The organism is Streptomyces sp. Inha503, assembly GCF_047215865.1.
GTDB lineage: Bacteria > Actinomycetota > Actinomycetes > Streptomycetales > Streptomycetaceae > Streptomyces > Streptomyces lycopersici.
The window spans coordinates 245,017-268,017 of record NZ_CP178360.1 but is presented as its reverse complement, the minus strand read 5'-3'; the positions used below and the strand labels follow the sequence as shown (position 1 = coordinate 268,017).

Here is a 23,001-nt window from a genome sequence, read left to right as displayed (position 1 = left end):
GCGCATGCGCCCGCTCGAGGTTGCCCTGCTCGCCCCGTGATCGCCATGGCGGCGGCCTTGCTCACCGTGCCGGCCAAAGCGTCCGCCGCGAACGCGCTCAGCATGCGCGGCGTCGATGTGTCGACCGCGCAGCGGGCCCTCGACATCGGCGCCACGTACTACGACGCGGCCGACACGGTGCGGCGCGGACGGTCGTGGAGCCTGCCGCTGAAGGACCGTATTCTGCTGGTCGCGGCGGTACTTGCGCACGAACTTGACGATGCTCCGGCTCGACCCGCGGTTCGGTGTCTCCAAGTCCGCCGCCGACCGGATCATCGACGATCTCGCCCCGAAGTTTGTGCTCCAACTGCGCCGGTGGTGCGGCAGGACACCGTGCTCATCGTGGACGGCACCGTGGTGCCCACCAGCGACGGCACCATCGCTGAGCAGCCAAGAACTACAGCTGTTCCACCGCCCACCAGGTCGTGATCGACGCCGACTCCCGCCCGGTCGTCGTGGTCGGCCGGCCACTGCCAGGCAACCGCCACGACTCCCGCGGCTGGGAGGAATCCGGAGTCAAGGAGGCCATCGGTACCACGATGACCGTCGCGCACGGCGGCTACCAGGGCACTGACCTGGTCATCCCGCACCGCCGGATCAAGGGCGAGTAGCTCCCGGCCTGGAAGGAGGAACAGGCCAGGCATGCGGGGCCGCCTGCCGCGTACTCGCACGCGAATCGGTCGCCGTGGTTCACCGAGCAGCCCGTCAGCGAGGTCCGGTCCCTGGTCGGCGATGAGCCGCGCTCCGGCGAGGACGTCGAGGTCGGCCCCATGTTGGTCTGTCGGCGTCGGTGCGGACCGAGAACGCTCGCCGCAGTCACGACATCGCCGCGCGTCTCTGCGGAACCGTCTGGGTCAACTCTCGTCCCGTGTCGGCCGGCGAAATCCCCTGGGTGGATTCAGGGGATCCGGCTACGGCCGAGACCTGTCGATCTACGCGCTGAACGACTACTCGCGCACCAAAAACAACTACTCGCGCACCAAACACGTCATGCACAACCACGGACGATGAGCCCGGCCTTCCTCGCCTTGGACTAGGCGGCATCCATTCCGGACCATTCGCGTCGCGGGCAACGGGTGGGACAGGTGCCGCACAGAACCCGGTACCGGGCTTCGTAACTCGGCATTTACGGCAGCATCACGAGAAGCAGAGGCCTCCCGCGTGGTATCCCCGCCGTATATGCGGACCGTCCGTGCACAGGATATTTACACGGGTGGACGGCGCGTGGACGCCCTGGAACGGGTAGGTACTGCTCGCAACGTCAATAATCAACACGCCGAAGGGCGGCGCGATTTACGGTGAGCTTCGTCTCGACTGAACCGGTTGAGCGTTACGGGTGTGGCGGCTAGCCTGGCGGGAGCTGTACCGATTTTTTGATGTGGTGGTCCTTCAGCGCAAGGCTTCCGCGGGAGGCTTTGACCACCCAAGGCGCTTGTCCGATGGGGGATGCACGTCCGTGCGGGGGAATGATGGCGGGGGCGCTTGCCCCTGGGAACTGGACCTTGTTTGCGCCGAGCTGGCAGGAGTGTTGGGATACGCCACTCCGGCCGCGGTGAGCGAAGATCAAACCTTTCAGCACTTCGGTCTGCGCGGGCGCGGCTCCGCGGAATTCGTCGCGCGACTGTCGGAGCGTACCGGACTCTCGTTGCCCGAGACGCTGATCTTCGACTATCCGACGCCACTTGAAGTAGCCAGGTTTTTGCGTCTTCGGCTTGCCGGTTCCGGCGAGGTGGGCGACGGGGCGCTTGAGGCCGCGGTTGATGCGGACGACCCGGTGGCGATCGTCGGCATGTCCTGTAGGCTGCCCGGCGGCGTGGCATCCCCCGACGACCTCTGGCGGCTGGTGGTCGACGAGGTCGACGCGATCTCGGGGCCACCCCTCGACCGCGGCTGGGATCTGGAGGGCACTTCTTATTCCGGTGCGGGTGGTTTCGTCGACGGCTGCGCGGACTTCGACCCCGGCTTCTTCGGCATCAGCCCCCGGGAAGCCCTCCTGATGGACCCGCAGCAGCGGTTGTTGCTCGAAACCGCTTGGGAGGCGGTGGAACGAGCGGCCATCGATCCCCATTCGCTGCGGGGCAGCCGGACCGGGGTCTTCGCCGGTGTCTCCACACAGGACTACGGGCCGAGCGTCATGAACGCGCCCGAAGGCGGTGCGGGTCCCCTCTTCCTCGGCACCGTGAACAGCGTGGCCTCCGGCCGGGTGGCCTACACCATGGGGCTGGAAGGGCCGACGGTGACGGTGGATACCGCCTGCTCGGCCTCGCTGGTGGCGTTGCACTGGGCTGCGCGGTCGTTGCGTTCCGGTGAGTGCGATCTGGCCTTGGCCGGCGGGGTTGCCGTGATGTGCGGCCCGTCGTTGCCGGTCGCGTTCAGCGAAATGCGCGCGACCGCCGAGGACGGCCGGTGCAAGGCATTCGCCGCGGGCGCCAACGGAACCGGCTGGAGCGAGGGCGCGGGATTCGTCCTGCTGGAACGGCTTTCCGACGCCCGCCGCCGGGGGCAACGGGTGCTGGCACTGGTCCGCGGTTCGGCCATCAACCAGGACGGCGCTTCGAACGGCCTGACCGCGCCGAACGGACCGGCCCAGCAGAGGGTCATCAGGCAGGCGCTGGCGAACGCGCGTTTGCCGGGTTCGGACGTGGACGTGGTGGAGGCGCACGGGACCGGGACACGGCTGGGCGATCCGATCGAGGCGCAGGCCCTGCTCGCTACGTACGGGCAGGAGCGGGACCAGCCGGTGCTACTGGGCTCGCTGAAGTCCAACATCGGGCACACGCAGGCCGCCGCGGGGGTGGCCGGCGTCATCAAGATGGTGCTGGCGATGCGGCACGGCCTGGCGCCGAGGACCCTGCACGTGGACGAGCCGACGCCGCTGGTGAACTGGTCGGCAGGGGCGGCGCGGGTGCTCAGCGAGGCGACGCAGTGGCCGGAAACGGGTCGTCCGCGACGAGCCGGAGTGTCCGGCTTCGGGGCGAGTGGCACGAATGTCCACGTCGTACTCGAACAGGCGCCCGCGGAGGAACCGCTGGCTCCGCCGGTACCGTCCGAGGGCCTCCTGCCGTGGGTGGTGTCCGCGCGGTCCGCCGAGGGGCTGCGCGGCCAGGCCGCCAAGCTGGTCGAGTTCCTCGCAGCGCGGCCGGAGCTCGCGCCTGCTGATGTGGGCCTTTCCCTGGCTTCTACCAGGTCCGCGTTCGAGTATCGCGCGGTGGTGCTGGGCTCCGATCGCGGCGCCCTGCTGAGCGGGCTGGGTTCGGTTGCGGCGGGGCTGCCCGATCCCGGCGTGGTCACGGGTGTCAGCGCGCGGGGGCGTGGCGGCGTGGTTCTGGTGTTCCCCGGCCAGGGCTCGCAGTGGGCCGGGATGGCCGCGGGGCTCCTGGACACCTCCGAGGTTTTCGCACACGAGCTGGCGGCTTGTGACGAGGCGTTTTCGGCGTATCTGTCCTGGTCGGTGCGGGATGTGTTGCGGGGCGCGCCGGGGCTGGACCGGGTGGACGTGGTGCAGCCGGTGCTGTTCGCGGTGATGGTGTCGCTGGCCGCGCTGTGGCGGGAGTACGGGATCCGGGTCACCGGCGTGCTGGGCCACTCCCAGGGCGAGGTCGCGGCAGCGTACGTGGCGGGCGCGTTGTCGCTGGAGGACGCCGCGCGGGTGGTGGCGGTGCGCAGCCGCCTGGTGGCGGAGTCTCTGTCCGGCCGTGGCGGGATGGTGTCGGTTTCCTTGCCCGAGCGGGAAGTCGTGGAAAGCCTTGCCGGGTGGGACGGCCGTGCTGAGGTCGCCGCGGTGAACGGTCCGGACTCGGTCGTGGTGTCCGGTGCCGACGACGCGCTGACCGCATTGCTGGCGGGCTGGGAGAGTGCCGGTGTGCGGGCCAGGCGGATCCCGGTCGACTACGCCTCGCACTCGGCGCAGGTGGACGTCCTGGCGGATCGGCTGCGGGACGCCCTCGCAGGCATCCGGCCGCGGCGCGGCTCGATTCCCTTTTATTCCACGGTGACCGGCGGCCTGCTCGACACCGGGGGCCTGGACGCGGACTACTGGGTGCGCAACCTCCGTGAGCCCGTGAGGTTCCACGACACTGTGCGCGGCCTCGCGACCCAGGGCACACGGGCCTTCGTCGAGGTCGGTCCGCATCCCGTGCTCACCGTTCCGATCGAGTCCACGCTGCAAGAGGCCGGAGTCGAGGCGACGGTTCTCGGCTCGTTGCGGCGCGACGAGGATGACGCGGGAACGTTTCTACGGGCGCTCGCGGCCGCGCATGTGCGCGGGCAGCGGGTGGACTGGAGCCTTGCCTTCCGCTCGGCGAACGTCGTCGAGCTGCCGACCTACGCCTTCCAGCGCACCCGGTACTGGCTGGACTCCGGCCCCGCGGTGGCGATGCTGGACGACGGAGTGCAGTCGCCCCGGACGGGTGACTGGGTATTCAGCGGCCGGGTCTGTCCGAGCGCGCGGCCCTGGCTCGCCGATCACGCGGTGCGCGGCACGATCCTCGCGCCGGGGGCGGCGCTGGCTGAGCTGGCCCTGCGCGCAGGGGCGCGGGCGGGCTGCCCCCGTGTGGACGAACTGACCCTACAGGCGCCGATGGTGCTGCACATGGGCGAGCCGCTGGATCTGCGGGTGGCCGTCACCGGATCGGGCAGCCGACGGCAGGTCTCCGTCTATTCGAGCCCCGCCACGGACGAGCCGTCCTGGACTGAACACGCCGTGGGCACCCTCAGCGACACCACCTCGGCCGGAACGACCGGCTGGGCCGTTCCGTGGCCACCGCCCGGAGCGGACGCCCTCGATATCGGCGATGTGTACGAGCGGTTCGAGGACGCCGGGTACGAGTACGGTCCGGCGTTCCAGGGACTGCGAGCGGCCTGGCGCCGAGGGGAGGAGACCTTCGCCGAAGTGAGCCTGCCCGTCCAGGGGGAGAACGAGTTCGGCATCCACCCCGCGCTGCTCGACGCCGCCCTGCACGCCTGGGGCATGACCGGATTCGGCGGCGACACCGTCCGGCTTCCCTTCGCCTGGACCGGCGTCTCACTGCACGCGGTGGGCGCCTCGACGTTACGGGTCCGCCTCGCGCCCGGTTCGGACGGCGCGGTGTCCGTCGAAGCCGCCGACCCCGGCGGGCAGCCGATTCTGTCCATCGAGTCGCTCGTGGCGAGGCCGGTGGACACCACGCGGCTGATGCGGCCCGACGACGGGAACCTGTACGGCGTCGACTGGACCGACGGTGTGCGGCCCGGCGAGGTCCCGGCGCACTGGGGGCTGCTGGGCGCCGACCCGTTCGGCGTGGCATCCGCGGTAACCCGCGCGGGGGCCCGGCTCGATGCCTGGTCCGCGCTGTCCGAGGTGTCCGTACCGCCCGAGCTGGTGGTCATGTGCCTGGAGCCGCCGGACCTGCTCGATGCCGGAGCCGCGCACGAGGCGGCCGAGCGCGTACTGGGCGTGGTCCAGCAGTGGATCGGGGACGAGCGATTCGCCGCGTCCCGGCTGGTGATCCTGACCCGGGGTGCGGTGGCCGCGGACACCGGGGACCGGGTCGCCAATCCGGCCCACGCCGCGGTGTGGGGCCTGGTCCGCACCGCGCAATCCGAGCATCCGGGCCGTTTCCTGCTGGCGGACCTCGACAGCGACGAGCTGTCCGTCCGGGCGCTGCCCGCCGTGCTCCCGGCGGACGAGCCGCAACTGGCCCTCCGCCGTGGCACCGCGCTGACGCCCCGCCTGAACCGGATGTTCACCACGGAACCAGCGAGTCCGGCGTGGCCGGAGCGGGGCACCGTGCTCATCACCGGCGGCACCGGAGCACTGGGCGCCGAGGTGGCCCGACACCTCGTCACCAGGCACGGCGTGTCCCGGCTGGTCCTTCTCAGCAGGCGGGGTGAGGCACCGGGGCTGTACGAGGACCTCGCCGCGGCGGGCGTCGAGTCGGTCCGGGTCGTGGCCTGTGACGCGGCGGACCGCGCCGCGCTCGCCAAGGTGCTGGACGAGATCCCGCCGGAGCATCCGCTGACCGGCGTCGTCCACGCGGCGGGGGTGCTCGACGACGGAACGCTCGACGCACTGACCCCGGAGCGGCTCGCCACCGTGCTGCGACCCAAGGTGGACGCCGCGGTCAACCTGCACGAGCTGACCGCGGGACAGGACCTGTCCGCCTTCGTGCTGTTCTCCTCGCTGGCCGGTCTCCTGGGCACCGCGGGTCAGGGCAACTACGCGGCGGCGAACGCGTTCCTCGACGCGCTGGCTGGCCACCGGCGGGCCCGGGGGCTGGCCGCCACCTCCCTCGCCTGGGGGTTCTGGGAGCGGCGCGGCGGGTTGACCCGGCACCTCGGCGAGGGCGATGTCGCCCGCCTGTCCAAGTCCGGGGTGACGCCACTGTCCACCGAGGATGGCCTGCGGCTGCTGGACCTGGCCCAAGGCGCCGGCCGCGCACTGGTCGCGCCCGCGCGCCTGAACCTGAAGTCCTTGTACGCGGGCGGGTCCACCCCGCGCCGGGCCGCGGCGCACCGGGAGAGCGGCCCCGGACTGGCCGCGCGACTGGCCGGGATGGCTGAGGCCGATCGTGAGACCGCGCTCGTGGACCTCGTCCGGGAACAGGCCGCCACCACGCTGGGCTACTCCGGACCGGATCTCATCGACAGGGAACGGGATTTCAAGGAGCTGGGCTTCGACTCCTTGAAGGCCGTGGAGCTGCGCAACGGCCTGGCCGAGGCCACCGGGCTCCGGCTGGCGGTGCCGGTGGTGTTCAGCTATCCCTCGCCGCTGCTGCTCGCCGGCCATCTGGCGGAAGGGCTGGGCCTGCGGGACGACGAGCCCGGCACGGACCGTGAACTCGCCGGGCTGCTCGCGTCCATACCGGTGGCCCGGTTGCGTGCGGCCGGGCTGCTGGACACCCTGCTCGCCCTCGCGGGCGAGGAGACCTGCCCCGTGGCCGAGGATTCCGGCCCGGCGGCCGAGGCCGGGTCGCTGGACGAGATGAGCGCCGAAGAACTCATCCGGAAGGCACTGAACAGCTGACAGAACCTGCTGCATCTGCTACGTCGCAATCTGGGGGAAGTAGTGTCAGAAGCGGACGGCCGGCTGGTCGAAGCGTTGCGTGCGTCTCTCAAGGAGAACGAGCGCCTGCGCAAACAGCACCAGGAACGCGTGGATGCTGCCACCGAGCCGGTGGCGATCGTCGGCATGGGCTGCCGCCTGCCCGGCGGCGTCGCCTCGCCCCAGGACCTGTGGGACCTGGTGGCTTCCGGTGGCGACGCCATCACCGGCTTCCCCACCGACCGCGGCTGGAACCTCGACGAGCTGTTCGATCCCGACCCGGACCGCGTGGGCAAGTCCTACGTCCGCGAAGGCGGTTTCCTCTACGACGCGGGAGATTTCGACGCGGAGTTCTTCGGCATCTCGCCGCGTGAGGCGACTGCGATGGACCCGCAGCAGCGGCTGCTGCTGGAGGTCGCCTGGGAGACGCTGGAGCGGGCCGGCATCGATCCGCGGTCGCTGCGCTCCAGCGCGACCGGGGTGTTCGCCGGGATCATGTACTACGACTACGCGAACCAGCTCGTCGAGCGGCCCGAAGAGCTGGAGGGCTTTCTCACCAGCGGCAACGCGGGAAGCGTGGCCTCCGGCCGGCTGGCCTACACACTGGGGCTCGAAGGCCCGGCGGTGACGGTCGACACCGCCTGCTCGTCTTCGCTCGTGGCGTTGCATCAGGCCGTGGGGTCACTGCGGTCCGGGGAGTGCGACCTGGCGCTGGCCGGTGGCGTGTCGGTGATGGCCTCGCCGTCGACCTTCGTGGAGTTCTCCCGGCAGCGCGGGCTCGCTCCGGACGGCCGGTGCAAGTCCTTCGCGGCCGCCGCCGACGGCACGAACTGGAGCGAGGGAGTCGGGCTTCTGCTGGTGGAACGGCTCTCCGACGCGGTGCGGCAGGGGCACCGGGTGCTGGCCGTGGTACGGGGCACCGCGGTCAACCAGGACGGCGCCTCCAACGGGCTGACCGCACCGAACAACCTCGCTCAGGAGCGGGTGATCCGGCAGGCGCTGGCAAACGCGCGGCTGACCACGGCCGATGTGGACGTCGTGGACGCCCACGGCACGGGCACGCGGCTGGGCGATCCCATTGAGGCACAGGCGTTGCTCGCAACCTATGGGCAGGATCGGGAGCACCCGCTGCTCCTGGGTTCGCTGAAGTCGAACATCGGGCACACCCAGGCCGCGGCCGGGGTGGCCGGTGTGATCAAGATGGTGCTGGCGATGCGGCATGGCGTGGTGCCGCGGACGCTGCACGTCGACGAGCCCAGCCCGCACGTCGACTGGTCGGCCGGTTCGGTGCGGTTGGCGACGGAACCGGCCGCGTGGCCGGAGACGGGGCGGCCCCGGCGGTCCGCCGTATCCTCATTCGGCATCAGCGGCACGAACGCGCACGTCGTGCTGGAGGCGGGCACCGAAGCCGGTCCCGCGACGGACACGGTGGACACCGTCGCGCCGCTGGTGTCGGGTGTCGTGCCGTGGGTGCTGTCGGCGAGGTCCGCGGATGCGGTGCGGGCGCAGGCCGCCCGGTTGAGGGACCATCTGGCGGCGAATCCGGAACTGTCGCCCGTTGACGTCGCGCATTCACTGGCGTCGCGCTCGGTGTTCGAACATCGTGCGGTGGTGCTCGGCCCCGACCGCGACACCTTGATGCAGGGGCTCGACGCGGTTTCCCCGGTGGAGGCTCGTGGACCGGCCCGCGACGGCGTTGTGCTGGTGTTCCCGGGGCAGGGCTCGCAGTGGGCCGGAATGGCCGCCGGTCTGCTGGACTCTTCGGAGACCTTCGCCGCCGAGATGGCGGCGTGTGATGAGGCGTTGTCCGCGTATCTGCCATGGTCGGTGCGGGACCTGCTGCGGAGCGCTGCCGATCTGGACCGGGTGGACGTGGTGCAGCCGGTGCTGTTCGCGGTGCTGGTCTCGCTGGCGGCTCTGTGGCGGGCGAGCGGGGTGCGGATCGCCGCGGTGGCCGGGCATTCCCAGGGCGAGATCGCGGCCGCGTATGTCGCCGGTGGGCTCACCATGGCGGACGCCGCGCGGGTGGTGGCGGTGCGCAGCCGCCTGGTGGCGGAGTCTCTGTCCGGCCGTGGCGGGATGGTGGCGGTCTCCCTGCCGGAGCAGGCGGTACGGGAGTCGATCGGGGCCAGGACGGGGGTGGACATCGCCGCGGTGAACGGGCCGGAGGCGACCGTGGTCTCCGGTGAGGACGTGGCACTGGACCAGCTGCTCGCCGAGTGGGAGGCCGGCGGTGTGCGGGCACGGCGGGTCGCGGTGGACTACGCCTCGCACTCGGCCCAGGTGGATGCGCTCGCGGGCCGGCTCCGGGAGTCGCTCGCCGGTATCGCCCCGCGGCGGGGTTCGGTTCCGTTCTATTCGACGGTGACCGGGGGCGTGCTCGCCACCGAAGAGCTGGATGCGGAGTACTGGTACCGCAACCTCCGGCAGCCCGTCCGGTTCCACCAGACCATCCAGGCGCTCGGCGCGCGGGCCTTCGTCGAGGTGTCGCCGCATCCGGTGCTCGTTCCCGGGATTGAGGAGGCGGTGGAGGCTGCGGGGGTTGATGGTGTGGTGGTGGGGACGTTGCGTCGGGGGCACGATGATGTGACGCGGTTTTTGGCGGCGTTGGGTGAGGTTTTTGTGGCGGGGGGCGGGGTTGGGTGGAGTCGTGTGGTGGGGTCTGGTTGCGGGGTGGATTTGCCGACGTATGCGTTTCAGCGCAGGCGTTTTTGGTTGTCGTCTGGGGGTGGGTCGGGGGATGTGTTGGGTTTGGGGGAGGAGTTGCCTGGTTGGGGTGGTTGGTTGTTCGGTGGTCGGTTGTCGTTGGGGTTGCAGCCGTGGCTGGCTGATCATGTGGTGTTGGGTGTGGTGTTGGTTCCGGGTGCTGCGTTGGTGGAGTGGGTGTTGCGGGCGGGGGTGCGTGTGGGGTGTGGCAGGTTGGATGAGTTGACGTTGCGGGCGCCGGTGGTGGTGCGTGATGGTGAGTTTTTGGATGTGCGGGTGGAGGTTGGTGGCCGGGATGGGGCGGGGCGTCGCTCGGTTGTGGTGCATTCGTCTGTGGGTTCGGGTGCGGTGGGGGATTCCGGTTCGCGGGAGTGGACTTGTCATGCTGAGGGGGTGCTGGCGGAGGGGGTTGTGGAGTCGGCTGTGTGTGATTGGGCGGTTGTGTGGCCGCCGTCGGGTGCGGATGTGGTGGGTGTGGGTGGTGTGTATGAGCGGTTTGCCGAGGCGGGGTATGAGTACGGGCCGGTGTTCCAGGGGGTGCGGGCGGTCTGGCGCCGGGGTGAAGAGATTTTCGCCGAGGTCGAGTTGGAGGAGGGCGATCACGACGATCACCTGATGCACCCGGCGTTGCTCGACGCCGCCCTCCACCCCTTCCTGCTGGACTCCCTCACCGGCCGGGACGCCGTGCGCCTGCCGTTCTCCTGGAGCGATGTGGCCGTGCACGCGGTGGGCGCCACCACCTTGCGGGTCAGGCTCACCCGGGCCGGGGACGACCGGCTGTCGCTGGTCGCCGCCGACCCGGAGGGCGCGTTGGTCGCCACCGTCGGCTCGCTGCTGGCCAGGCCGGTTGATCCGGCGCAGCTGCGCCGCTCGGCCGCGGTGTCCGCTTCGGACAGCCTGTTCGAGGTCGAATGGGTTGCCGCCGAGACATCCGGTTCCTCCGGCACCGGCCGCTGGCTCACCATCGACAGGCTGACGGCGGAGACGGTGGACCGCGCGGTGGCCGCGGATGTGGTGGTGACCTCGGTCTCCGGCGGGGAGACCGGGGCGGAGTCCGTCCGTGCCGAGACCGTTCGCGTGCTGGAACTGGTGCGGGCTTGGACCGGTGACGCACGCCTGGAGGACACGCGGTTGGTGCTCGTGACCCGGGGCGCGGTCAGCGCGGGCGCGGGCGAGGCCGTGCGGGATGTCGCCGGTGGCGCCGTATGGGGTCTGGTGCGTTCGGCGACAGGCGAACATCCGGGCCGGTTCACCCTGGTGGACCTGGATGATCATCCGGAGTCGGCCGAGGCGTTGCGCGCCGCGGTTGCCTTGGGCGAGCCCGAGGTCGCGGTCCGCGCGGGTGAGGTGCGGGTGCCGCGGCTCGCGCGCTCGAGTGGTGGCCTGCGGTTGCCGGAGGGCGTGCCGTGGCGGGTGGACGTCACCAGCAGCGGCACCCTGGAGAACCTTGCGGTGGTACCCGCTCCGGAGTCGGCGCGGCCGCCGGCCACGGGTGAGGTGCGGATCGAGGTCCGTGCCGCCGGGGTGAACTTCCGGGACGCGATCGTCGGCCTCGGAGTCGTCCCCGGTGAAGAGGTGATGGGCAGTGAGGGCGCCGGTGTCATCACCGAGGTCGGCCCCGGAGTAGTGGATTTCGCCGTCGGAGACCGGGTTTTCGGCGTGTTCACCGGAGCATTCGGTTCCGTCGCCGTCACCGACGCGCGGTTGGTGGCACCGATGCCGGTGGGATGGTCCTTCGTCCAGGCGGCCTCGGTTTCCGTGGTCTTCCTGACCGCGTACTTCGGCCTGCGTGATCTGGCGGGTGTACGTGCCGGTGAGTCGGTGTTGGTGCATGCCGCCGCCGGTGGTGTGGGGATGGCTGCGGTGCAGTTGGCGCGGTATTGGGGCTGTGAGGTGTATGCGACGGCCGGACCGGCCAAGCAGCGGATCGTGGCCGGGATGGGTGTCGATCCGGCCCGGATCGCCTCGTCGCGGACCCTCGACTTCGAGTCGGTGTTCCCCGAGGTGGATGTGGTGCTGAACTCGCTGTCGGGTGAGTTCGTGGACGCGTCGATGCGGTTGCTGGGGCCCGATGGGCGCTTTCTCGAGATGGGCAAGACCGACATCCGGCAGCCGGATGCGGTCTGGTACCGGGCCTTTGACGTGGGTGAGGCGGGTCCGGACCGGATCCAGGAGATGCTGCGGGAGCTTCTGGACCTCTTCGAGCGGGGCGTGCTGCGACCGCTGCCGACAACCGTGTGGGACGTGCGCCAGGCCGGTGCGGCGCTGCGGTTTCTGGCGCAGGCCAGGCACATCGGCAAGATCGTGCTCACCATCCCGCGCCCGTTGTCCGGCGGTGCGGTGCTGATCACCGGCGGCACCGGGACGTTGGGTGGGCATGTGGCGCGGCATTTGGTGGCCGAGCATGGTGTGAGGGATCTGGTGCTGGTCAGTCGTCGGGGTCTGGATGCTCCCGGTGCGGTGGGGTTGAGGGATGAGTTGGTCGGGTTGGGTGCGCGGGTGCGGGTGGTGGCGGCGGATATGGCTGATCGTGAGGCTGCTGCGGGGGTGCTGGCGGGGCAGCGGTTGAGTGGTGTGATTCATGCGGCGGGTGTGCTGGATGACGGGGTGCTGGAGTCGCTGACTGCGGAGCGGGTTGCGAGGGTGTTCCGTCCGAAGGTCGATGCCGCTGTGGTTCTGGATGAGCTGACCCGTGAGATGGACCTCGCCGCCTTCGTGGCGTTCTCCTCCGCCGCGGGCACCTTCGGCGGCCCGGGACAGGGAAACTACGCGGCCGCGAACGCCTTCCTCGACGCACTGATGCAGCGCCGGAAGGCCGAGGGCCTGCCGGGTCTTTCGCTGGCCTGGGGGCTGTGGGAAGACCGCAGCGCGATGACCGGGCACCTCGCCGGTCAGGATCTATCCCGGATCACCGGCACCGGGCTGCGCCCGATGAGCACGGACGAAGGCCTCGCCCTGTTCGACGCCGCCCAGGCGAGCGGGAAGCCGTTCCTGGTCCCGGCCAGGGTGCAGACCTCGTCCACCGGTGACACACCGCCGCTGCTGCGCGGCTTGGTCCGGCCCGCGCGCAAGCGGGCGAGCACCACGCGCGCCGAGACCGGCGGCCTGTCCGCGAGGCTGGCCGGACTATCCCGTGCCGACCAGGTGCGGACGGTCGTCGAGGTGGTACGTGAGCACGCCGCGACCGTGCTCGGGCACGGCTCCGGGCAGGAGCTCCCGCCCGACCGCGCCTTCAAGGAGCTGGGTTTCGACTCGCTCACCGCGGTCGAGTTGCGCAACCGCCTGGCCGACGCGGCCGGCCTCAAGCTGCCCGCGGCCGTGGTCTTCGACTACCCGTCGGCCGCGCTTCTCGCCGAGTACCTGGTCGGCCGCCTGATGGGCAGGACCGGCGAGGTCACCCCGGTCATGGCCGCTCGCGGGCTCGACGACGATCCGGTGGTCCTCGTCGGGATGGCGTGCCGGTTCCCCGGCGGAGTGTCCGACCCGGACGGGTTCTGGGATCTGCTGTCCTACGGCGGTGACGCGATGTCCGGCTTCCCCGCGGATCGCGGGTGGGACCTGGAGGGGCTGTTCGATCCCGATCCCGACAGTGTCGGGAAGTCCTACGTCCGAGAGGGCGGATTCGTCGAGCGCGCCACCGAGTTCGATGCCGAGTTCTTCGGGGTCTCGCCCCGCGAGGCCACCACCATGGACCCGCAGCAGCGGCTCCTGCTCGAAGCGTCCTGGGAGGCGCTGGAACGATCCGGGATCGACCCGCTGTCCCTTCGCGGCAGCACGACCGGGGTGTTCGCCGGGCTGAGCAGCCAGGACTACTCGACCGTACTGATGCGCAACCCGCAGCGCAGCGACGGGTACCTGGCCACCAACTCGGGCAGCGTGGTGTCCGGCCGGGTCGCCTACACACTCGGCTTCGAAGGGCCCGCGGTCACGGTGGACACCGCGTGCTCGTCGTCGCTGGTGGCCCTGCACCTGGCGGCACAGGCGCTGCGCTCGGGCGAGTGCGACCTCGCCGTGGCCGGCGGGGTGACGGTGATGTCGACGCCGATGGGATTCGTCGAGTTCTCGCGGCAGCGCGGGCTGGCCGCGGACGGCCGCTGCAAGGCCTTCGCCGCGGCCGCGGACGGCACCGGCTGGGGTGAGGGCGTCGGTGTCGTGGTGGCGGAGCGGCTGTCGGACGCTCGGCGCAACGGCCATCGGGTCCTGGCCGTGGTGCGGGGTTCGGCGGTGAACCAGGACGGCGCGTCCAACGGTCTGACCGCGCCGAACGGGCCGTCGCAGCAACGGGTCATCCGGCGGGCGCTGGCGAACGCCGGGTTGTCGGTCTCCGATGTGGATGTTGTCGAAGCGCATGGCACGGGCACCCGGCTCGGCGACCCGATCGAAGCCGAGGCCCTGCTGGCGACCTATGGGCAGGGCCGGGAGCGCCCGCTGCTGCTGGGCTCGGTGAAGTCGAACATCGGGCACACGCAGGCCGCGGCCGGGGTGGCCGGTGTGATCAAGATGGTGCTGGCGATGCGGCACGGTGTGGTGCCGCCGACCCTGCACGTCGACGCGCCGGCGCCGGAGGTGGACTGGTCGGCGGGCGCGGTGGAACTGGCGACCGGGGCGGCCGCGTGGCCGGAGTTCGGGCGTCCCCGGCGGGCGGGGATCTCCGCGTTCGGCATCAGCGGGACGAACGCCCACCTGATCCTCGAAGCGCCGCCGGCGGAGGCCCCGGCCGAACCGAGGCCGGGGAGGCTGGTGACCGGGACGGTTCCGTGGGTGGTGTCGGCGCGGTCGGCCGAGGGGTTGCGGGCACAGGCCGCGAGGTTGCGCGAGTTCCTGGCATCCCGTGCGGACTTCTCGCCCGCCGATATCGGGTTTTCGCTGGCGTCGCGTTCGGCGTTCGAGCACCGCGCGGTGGTGCTCGGCCGGGAACGCGAGCCCTTGCTGCGGGGCTTGGACTCGGTGGCGGCCGCGGCTCCCGCGCCCGGTGTCGCGACGGGGATAGCGGCCGCCGACCGTGGTGCCCTCCTGGTGTTCCCGGGTCAGGGTTCGCAGTGGGTGGGTATGGCTGCTGGGTTGTTGGATTCGTGTGAGGTTTTTGCTGCCGAGTTGGCGGCGTGTGATGTGGTGTTGTCGGCGTATGTGTCGTGGTCGGTGCGGGATGTGTTGCGGGGTGGGTGGGGGCTGGATCGGGTTGAGGTTCTTCAGCCGGTGTTGTTTGCGGTGATGGTGTCGTTGGCGGCTTTGTGGCGGGCGTGTGGTGTGCGGGTTGCGGGGGTGGTGGGTCATTCGCAGGGTGAGGTGGCGGCTGCTTATGTGGCGGGGGCGTTGTCGTTGGAGGATGCGGTGCGGGTTGTGGTGGTGCGCAGTCGTCTGGTGGGGGAGTCGTTGTCGGGCTGTGGTGGGATGGTGTCGGTCTCGCTTTCCGAGGATGTGGTGCGTGGGGTGCTCGGTGGTGGGGTGGGTGTTGCCGCGGTGAATGGGCCGGGTTCGGTGATCGTGTCCGGGGAGGACGAGGTTCTGGCCGAGTTGCTGGTGCGTTGGGAGGCGGAGGGGGTGCGAGCGCGGCGGATTGCGGTGGATTACGCGTCGCATTCGGACCAGGTGGGCGTCTTGGAAGAGCGTTTGCGTGCTTCGCTGGCGGACATCCGGCCGCGGGCGGGCACGGTTCCGTTCTATTCCACGGTGACCGGGGGAGTGCTCGACACCGAGGGGCTCGACGGCGATTACTGGTACCGCAACCTGCGCGACACAGTTCTCTTCCAGCAGGCGGTGACCAGCGCGCTCGAAGACGGGCACACGGCCTTCGTCGAGGTGTCCCCCCATCCGGTGCTGCTCGCGGGAGTCGAGCAGACCGCCGAAGCGGCGGGCGTTCCCATCGCCGCCGTCGGCACACTCCGCCGCGATGAGGACGACGTCACCCGATTCCTGACCTCGCTGGCAGAGGCCTTCACCGCCGGCTGCACGGTCGATTGGCGCCGTATTGCCGGGCAGGGTGCCCATGTGGAGCTGCCCACCTATGCGTTCCAGCGCAACCGCTACTGGCTCGAAGCGGCCTCCTCGACAAGGGACATGCTCGGCACGGCAGTGGAGGAGCCCGGCACCGGCGGATGGGTGTTCGCCGGCCACGTATCGCTGGAGTCCCAGCCATGGCTGGCCGAGCACGCCGTTCGGGGAACCGTTCTGGTACCGGGCGCGGCGCTCGTGGAACTGGCGCTCCGAGCCGGTGAGCGCGCGGGATGCGCGCGGCTGGCCGAGCTGACCCTGCACAGCCCACTGGTCCTGCGCGAAGGCGAGAAGCGCGACCTGCGCGTCGTGCTGGCCGGGGCGGACGAGGGAGTCCGCGCGGTCACCGTCTACACGGCGGCGCCCGGCAACGAGGACTGGACCCGCCACGCGGACGGCATCCTGTCCGCCGCTGTCGACGGCGGGCAGGCGATGGACTGGGCGACGAACTGGCCGCCGGACGCCGAGGCGGTGGACGCGTCGACCCTCTACGAGCAGGCCGCCGACGCCGGATACGAGTACGGGCCGACTTTCCGAGGGGTACGGGCACTCTGGCGTCGCGGCACTGAGATCTTCGCCGAGATCGCGCTGCCGGAGGAGGCTGGGAGCGAAGGGTTTATCGTGCACCCCGCACTCCTTGACGCCGCGCTGCACCCGTTCCTGCTCGCCTCGGACAGCGAAGAGGCACAAGTGCGGCTGCCGTTCTCCTGGAGCGGCGTGACCGTGCACGCGGCGGACGCGGTCGAGCTGCGAGTCCGCCTCAGCACGGACACCGATGGGCGGATCTCCTTGGCGGCCGCGGACGGTGCCGGTCTCGAGGTGCTGGCCGTGGAGTCGCTGGCGCTGCGTCCGGTGGACCCCGCCAGGCTCGCCCCCGGCCCGGCTCGGGGCGGTTTGTTCGATGTGCGCTGGATTCCCGCCGTCTCCGGCGAGCCGGCTCCGGGACAGTGCGTGGTGCTCGGTGACGGACTGGGACTCGCGGACGAGCTCCGGGCGGCGGGGGTCCCGGTCGAATCCCGCGACGACCTCGGCGGAGCCGAGACCGCGCTGGTGGGGCTGGCCCCGGGTGGTTCTCCGGTGGAGGAGACCACGAGGGTGCTGGCGCTGCTCCAGTCCTGGATTGCCGATCCCGGCGACGGACGGTTGGTGGTTGTGACGCGGGGCGCGGTGGCGGCAGTGGCGGGTGATGCGGTTACTGATGTCGCGGGTGGCGCTGTGTGGGGTTTGGTGCGTTCGGCGTTGAGTGAGCATCCGGGGCGGTTTGTGTTGGTGGATGTGGATGGTCGTCCGGAGTCGTTGGGTGCGTTGCCTTCGGTGTTGGGTGTGGGTGAGCCGGAGGTGGCGGTTCGTGCGGGTGAGGTGCGGGTGCCGCGGCTGGTGCGGGTGGGTGGTGGTCTGGAGTTGCCGGAGGGTGTGTCGTGGCGGGTGGATGTGACGAGTCGGGGGACGGTGGAGAATCTGGCGGTGGTGTCTGCTCCGGAGTCGGTGCGGGAGTTGGCTTGTGGTGAGGTGCGGATTGAGGTTCGTGCGGCTGGGGTGAATTTCCGGGATGCGTTGAGTGTGCTGGGGATGTATCCGGGTGATCCTGGGCCGCTGGGTGGTGAGGGTGCTGGTGTGGTGTGTGAGTTGGGTCCGGGGGTTGAGGGTTTGGCGGTGGGTGATCGGGTCTTCGGGGGTTTCACGGGTGCTTTTGGTCCGGTGGCGGTGGCTGATGCGCGGGCGGTGGCGCGGATTCCGGTGGGTTGGAGTTTTGCTGAGGCGGCGTCGGTGCCGATTGTGTTTTTGACGGCGTTTTATGCGTTGCGTGATGTGGCGGGTGTGCGTGCTGGTGAGTCGGTGTTGGTGCATGCGGCTGCTGGTGGTGTGGGGATGGCTGCGGTGCAGTTGGCGCGGTATTGGGGTTGTGAGGTGTTTGCGACGGCGAGTCCGGCGAAGCAGTCGGTGGTGGCCGGGATGGGTGTTGATCCGGCCCGGATTGCTTCGTCGCGGACGCTTGATTTCGGGTCGGTGTTTCCTGAGGTGGATGTGGTGTTGAATTCGTTGTCGGGTGAGTTTGTGGATGCGTCGATGCGGTTGCTGGGGCGTGGTGGGCGTTTTGTGGAGATGGGGAAGACGGATGTTCGGGAGCCGGATGGGGTTTGGTATCGGGCGTTTGAGTTGGGTGAGGCGGGTCCGGATCGGGTTCGGGAGATGTTGGGGGAGTTGTTGGAGCTTTTTGGGCGGGGTGTGTTGTGGCCGTTGCCGAGGACGGTGTGGGATGTGCGGCAGGCTGGTGAGGCGTTTCGGTTTTTGTCTCAGGCCAGGCACATCGGCAAGATCGTGCTCACCATCCCGCGCCCGTTGTCCGGCGGTGCGGTGCTGATCACCGGCGGCACCGGGACGTTGGGTGGGCATGTGGCCCGGCATTTGGTGGCCGAGCACGGCGTGACCGATCTGGTGCTGGTCAGTCGTCGGGGTCTGGATGCTCCCGGTGCGGTGGGGTTGAGGGATGAGTTGGTCGGGTTGGGTGCGCGGGTGCGGGTGGTGGCGGCGGATATGGCTGATCGTGAGGCTGCTGCGGGGGTGCTGGCGGGGCAGCGGTTGAGTGGTGTGATTCATGCGGCGGGTGTGCTGGATGACGGGGTGCTGGAGTCGCTGACTCCGGAGCGGGTTGCGAGGGTGTTCCGTCCGAAGGTCGATGCCGCTGTGGTTCTGGATGAGCTGACCCGTGAGATGGACCTCGCCGCCTTTGTGGTCTTCTCCTCCGCCGCGGGTACCTTCGGCGGCCCGGGACAGGGCGGCTATGCCGCGGCGAACGCGGCCCTCGACGCGTTGATGCAGCGCCGCCACGCCCAGGGCCTCCCCGGGACGTCCATCGCCTGGGGGCTGTGGGAGGACCGCAGCGCCATGACCGGGCACTTGGCGAGCCGGGATCTGGCCCGCATCAGCCGGGTCGGGCTGCGTCCGCTGAGTACCGGCGAAGGTCTCGCGCTGTTCGACGCCGCGCTGGCGAGCGGGCGCCCGGCCCTGATCCCGGCCCGGGTGCACCCTCCGGCGAACGGCGAGACGCCCCCGCTGCTGCGCGAACTCGTAAGCCGTGCCCCCAAGCGGGCGCTTGCGGCCCGCGCCGGTAAGCCGAAGCGGTTTGCGGGACTGGACGCCACCGAACGGCTGCGGGCGGTGGTGGACCTGGTCCGAACGCATGTGGCGACGACCCTCGGCCACGACTCGGCTGGGGAGATCGCCACGGACCGGGCGTTCAAGGACCTGGGCTTCGACTCCCTGACCGCGGTCGAGTTGCGCAACCGGCTCAACACCGCCACCACGCTGCGGCTGCCCGCGACCGCGGTCTTCGACTACCCCACGGTGACCGCGCTGGCCGAGCACATCAGTGCGCAGTTCGCCGGTGAGCCGGCGGCCCCGGCGGTGACGGCCGTCGAGCAGAGTGCGCCCGGCACCGACCCGGTGGTCCTCGTCGGTATGGCGTGCCGCCTTCCGGGTGGCGTGTCCAGCCCCGAGGAGTTCTGGGACCTGTTGTCCTCGGGTGAGGACGCGATCTCCGTGCTGCCGGTCGACCGTGGCTGGGATGTCGAGGGCCTGTTCCACACCGAATCCGACCGGGTCGGCACGTGCACCACGCGTGAGGGCGGGTTCCTCCATGACGCCGGGGAGTTCGACGCGGGGTTCTTCGGGATTTCCCCGCGTGAGGCCGCCGCGATGGACCCGCAGCAGCGGCTGCTGCTGGAGGCATCCTGGGAGGCGCTGGAACGCGCCGGGATCGACCCGTTGTCGCTCAAGGGCAGTGCGACGGGGGTGTTCACCGGGCTGAGCAGCCAGGACTACGCCACGATGGTGCAGCACAACCAGGAACAGGGCGGCGGGTTCCTGGCCACCAACTCGGCCAGCGTGGTCTCCGGCCGGGTGGCCTACGCGCTGGGGCTCGAAGGCCCGGCGGTCACCGTGGACACGGCATGCTCGTCTTCACTGGTGGCCCTGCACATGGCGGCCCAGGCGCTGCGGTCGGGCGAATGCGACCTGGCGCTGGCGGGCGGGGCGACGGTGATGTCAACCCCGGCCGCGCTGGTGGACTTCTCCCGCCAGCGCGGACTCGCGCCGGACGGCCGGTGCAAGGCGTTCGCCGGGGCGGCCGACGGGACCGGTCTGGCCGAAGGCGTTGCCGTGGTGGCCGTGGAGCGCCTGTCCGCCGCCCGCCGCCGGGGCCACCGGGTGCTGGCCGTACTGCGTGGTTCGGCCATCAACCAGGACGGCGCCTCGAACGGTCTCACCGCGCCCAACGGCCCGTCCCAGCAACGGGTGATCCGCCAGGCTCTGGCGAACGCGGAATTGAAACCGTCGGACGTCGACGTCGTGGAGGCACACGGCACCGGTACGCGACTCGGTGACCCGATCGAGGCGCAGGCATTGCTGGCGACCTATGGGCAGGACCGGGAGCGCCCGCTGCTGCTGGGCTCGGTGAAGTCGAACATCGGGCACACCCAGGCCGCGGCCGGGGTGACCGGGGTGATCAAGACGGTGCTCGCGATGCGGCACGGCCTGGTGCCGCCGACCTTGCACGTGGCCGAGCCGTCGCCTGAGGTCGACTGGTCGGCCGGTGCGGTGCGGCTGGTGACCGAGGCGTCCGCCTGGCCGGAGTCGGGCCGGGTGCGGCGCGCGGGTGTCTCGTCGTTCGGGATCAGCGGCACCAATGCCCACGTCGTCCTCGAAGCGCCCGAGCAGGGTGAGCCCGAAGTGGAGACGCGGGCGCCGTTGGTCGCGGGAGTCGTACCGTGGGTGGTGTCGGCGCGGTCGGCCGAGGGGCTGCAAGCGCAGGCCGCGCGGCTGGAGGGCTTCCTGAAGCCACGCCTGGAGCTGCCGCCCGCGGACGTCGCTCACTCGCTGGCGTCGCGTTCGGTGTTCGAGCACCGCGCGGTGGTGCTGGGGCCCGACCGGGATACGCTGCTCGGCGGCCTGGCCTCGGTGGTGGCTGGACACGAGTCGGTGGGTGTCGTCCGTGGCAGGGCCGGCGCGGTGTCCGCGGAACGCGGTGTGGTGCTGGTGTTCCCCGGTCAGGGCTCCCAGTGGGCGGGGATGGCCGCCGGTCTGCTGGATTCGTCTGAGGTTTTTGCCGCCGAGCTGGCGGCGTGTGATGAGGCGTTGTCGGCACACGTGTCCTGGTCGGTGCGGGATGTGCTGCGGAGCGCTGCCGCTCTGGATCGCGTGGATGTGGTGCAGCCGGTGCTGTTCGCGGTGATGGTGTCGCTGGCCGGGCTCTGGCGGGCCAGTGGTGTCCGGGTCTCGGGGGTACTCGGTCACTCCCAGGGGGAGGTGGCGGCCGCTTACGTCGCGGGGGCCCTGTCGCTGGAGGACGCGGCGCGGATCGTTGCGGTGCGCAGCCGTCTGGTGGCGGAGTGCTTGTCGGACAAGGGCGCGATGGCCTCGGTGTCGCTGCCCGAGCACATGGTGCGGGAGGCACTTGACGGCCGGGTGGACGTCGCGGCGGTGAACGGCCCGGACTCGGTGGTGGTCTCCGGTGACGACGATGCGCTGACCGGGTTGCTCGCGAGCTGGGAGGCCGAGGGCGTGCGGGCGCGGCGGATCGCCGTGGACTACGCCTCACACTCGCCCCAGGTGGAGATGGTGGCCGAGCCGTTGCGGGAGGAACTGGCCGGCATCCGGCCCCGCCGGAGCGAAGTCCCGTTCTATTCCACGGTGACCGGCGACATGCTCGACACCGAGGGGCTCGACGCGGACTACTGGTACCGAAACCTTCGCGAGACCGTCCGCTTCGAGCAGGGAGTCCGCAGCGCGCTCGCCGAGGGCAACAGCGCCTTCGTCGAGGCATCCCCGCATCCCGTGCTGACCGCCGCGATCGAGCAGACCGCCGCGGGTACGCCCATGAACGTGGTCGGCACACTGCGCCGGGACACCGACGACGCGACGAGGTTCCTGACGTCCCTCGCGGAGGCGTTCACCGCCGGCGCCGCGGTGGACTGGGGCCGGGTGTCGGGAACCGGTACCCGCGTCGACCTGCCCACCTACGCGTTCCAGCACGAGAGGTACTGGCTGGACACGACCGGCCCGGTGAGCGACGTACTGGCCGCGGGCACGGTGACCCGGCTTCCGACGGTGGACGGCTGGCTGCTCACCGGCCGCCTCTCGCTGGATCTGCACCCGTGGCTCGCCGACCACGTCGTGCGCGGCGTGGCGCTCGTGCCCGGCGCGGCCCTGGTGGAACTGGCCCTGCGGGCCGGTGAGCGGGCCGGGTGTCCGCGCGTGGCCGAGCTGACCATGCGGGCGCCGATCGTGCTGCGACCGGGCGAAACCCGGGACATCCAGGTGCTGGTCGAGGGTCCGGACGAAACCGGCCGCCGACCGGTGGCCATCCACTCCAGCGCCAGGGACGGTGGCTGGGTCCAGCACTCGGGTGGCTTCCTCGCGCCCGCCGACACACCGGGCTCCTGGGGCTGGGCGAAGGCCTGGCCACCGGCCGACGCCGAAGCGATCCAGGCGGAGGACATCTACGAACGCCTGGCCGACGCCGGATTCGAGTACGGGCCGCTGTTCCGGGGTGTCCGGTCGGTCTGGCAGCGCGGCGACGAGGTCTTCGCTGAGATCGGCCTGCCGGAAGACACGGAAAGTGGCCGGTTCCTCGTGCATCCGGTGCTGATCGACGCGGCCTTGCAGCCGCTGGGCGCGCTCATGACGGCGGACGCTGAGCATACGGCGAGCAGGATGCCGTTCGCCTGGACCGGTATCGGGGTGCACGCCATCGGCGCCATCTCCGCCCGGGTCCGCCTCCACCGGCAGGACGACCGGGTCGCGGTGCAGGTGACCGACCCCGGTGGGTTGCCGGTGATGTCAGTGGACTCCCTCGCTCTGCGTCCCGTCGACCTGTCCGAGGTGGACAGTGCCGAGGCACCACGCCCCAGCGCTCAGGCCCCCGCACTGCCCGTGGCCCGGCACACCGCCGAGGACACCGGGCTCGCCTCGCGGCTGGCCGGCCTGCCCGCGGAGGAGCAACGGGCGGCGGTGCTGATGCTGGTGCGCACGCAGGTCGCGATGGTGCTCGGCTACCCGTCCGCCGACGCCGTCGAAACGGACCGGGCGTTCAAGGACCTCGGTTTCGAGTCGGTGACGGCGGTCGAACTGCGCAACCGGCTCGCGACCGCGACCGGCCTCTCCTTGCCCGCGACACTCGCCTTCGATCACCCCACCGCGGAGTCGCTCACCGACCACCTCATGGACTTGTTGGCGGGTGATGGTTC

3 pseudogenes are annotated in these 23,001 nt (G+C 70.8%); all 3 read left to right on the top strand.

The window, feature by feature from the left end:
- Positions 1–162: 162 nt before the first annotated feature.
- Positions 163–647: pseudogene (locus ACJX2R_RS01150) on the top strand (transposase family protein); the annotation flags it as partial.
- Between the two features lie 887 nt (positions 648–1,534).
- Positions 1,535–7,042, top strand: a pseudogene (locus ACJX2R_RS01145) (SDR family NAD(P)-dependent oxidoreductase); the annotation flags it as partial.
- Positions 7,043–7,084: 42 nt separating this feature from the next.
- Positions 7,085–22,987, top strand: a pseudogene (locus ACJX2R_RS01140) (SDR family NAD(P)-dependent oxidoreductase); the annotation flags it as partial.
- Positions 22,988–23,001: the final 14 nt, after the last annotated feature.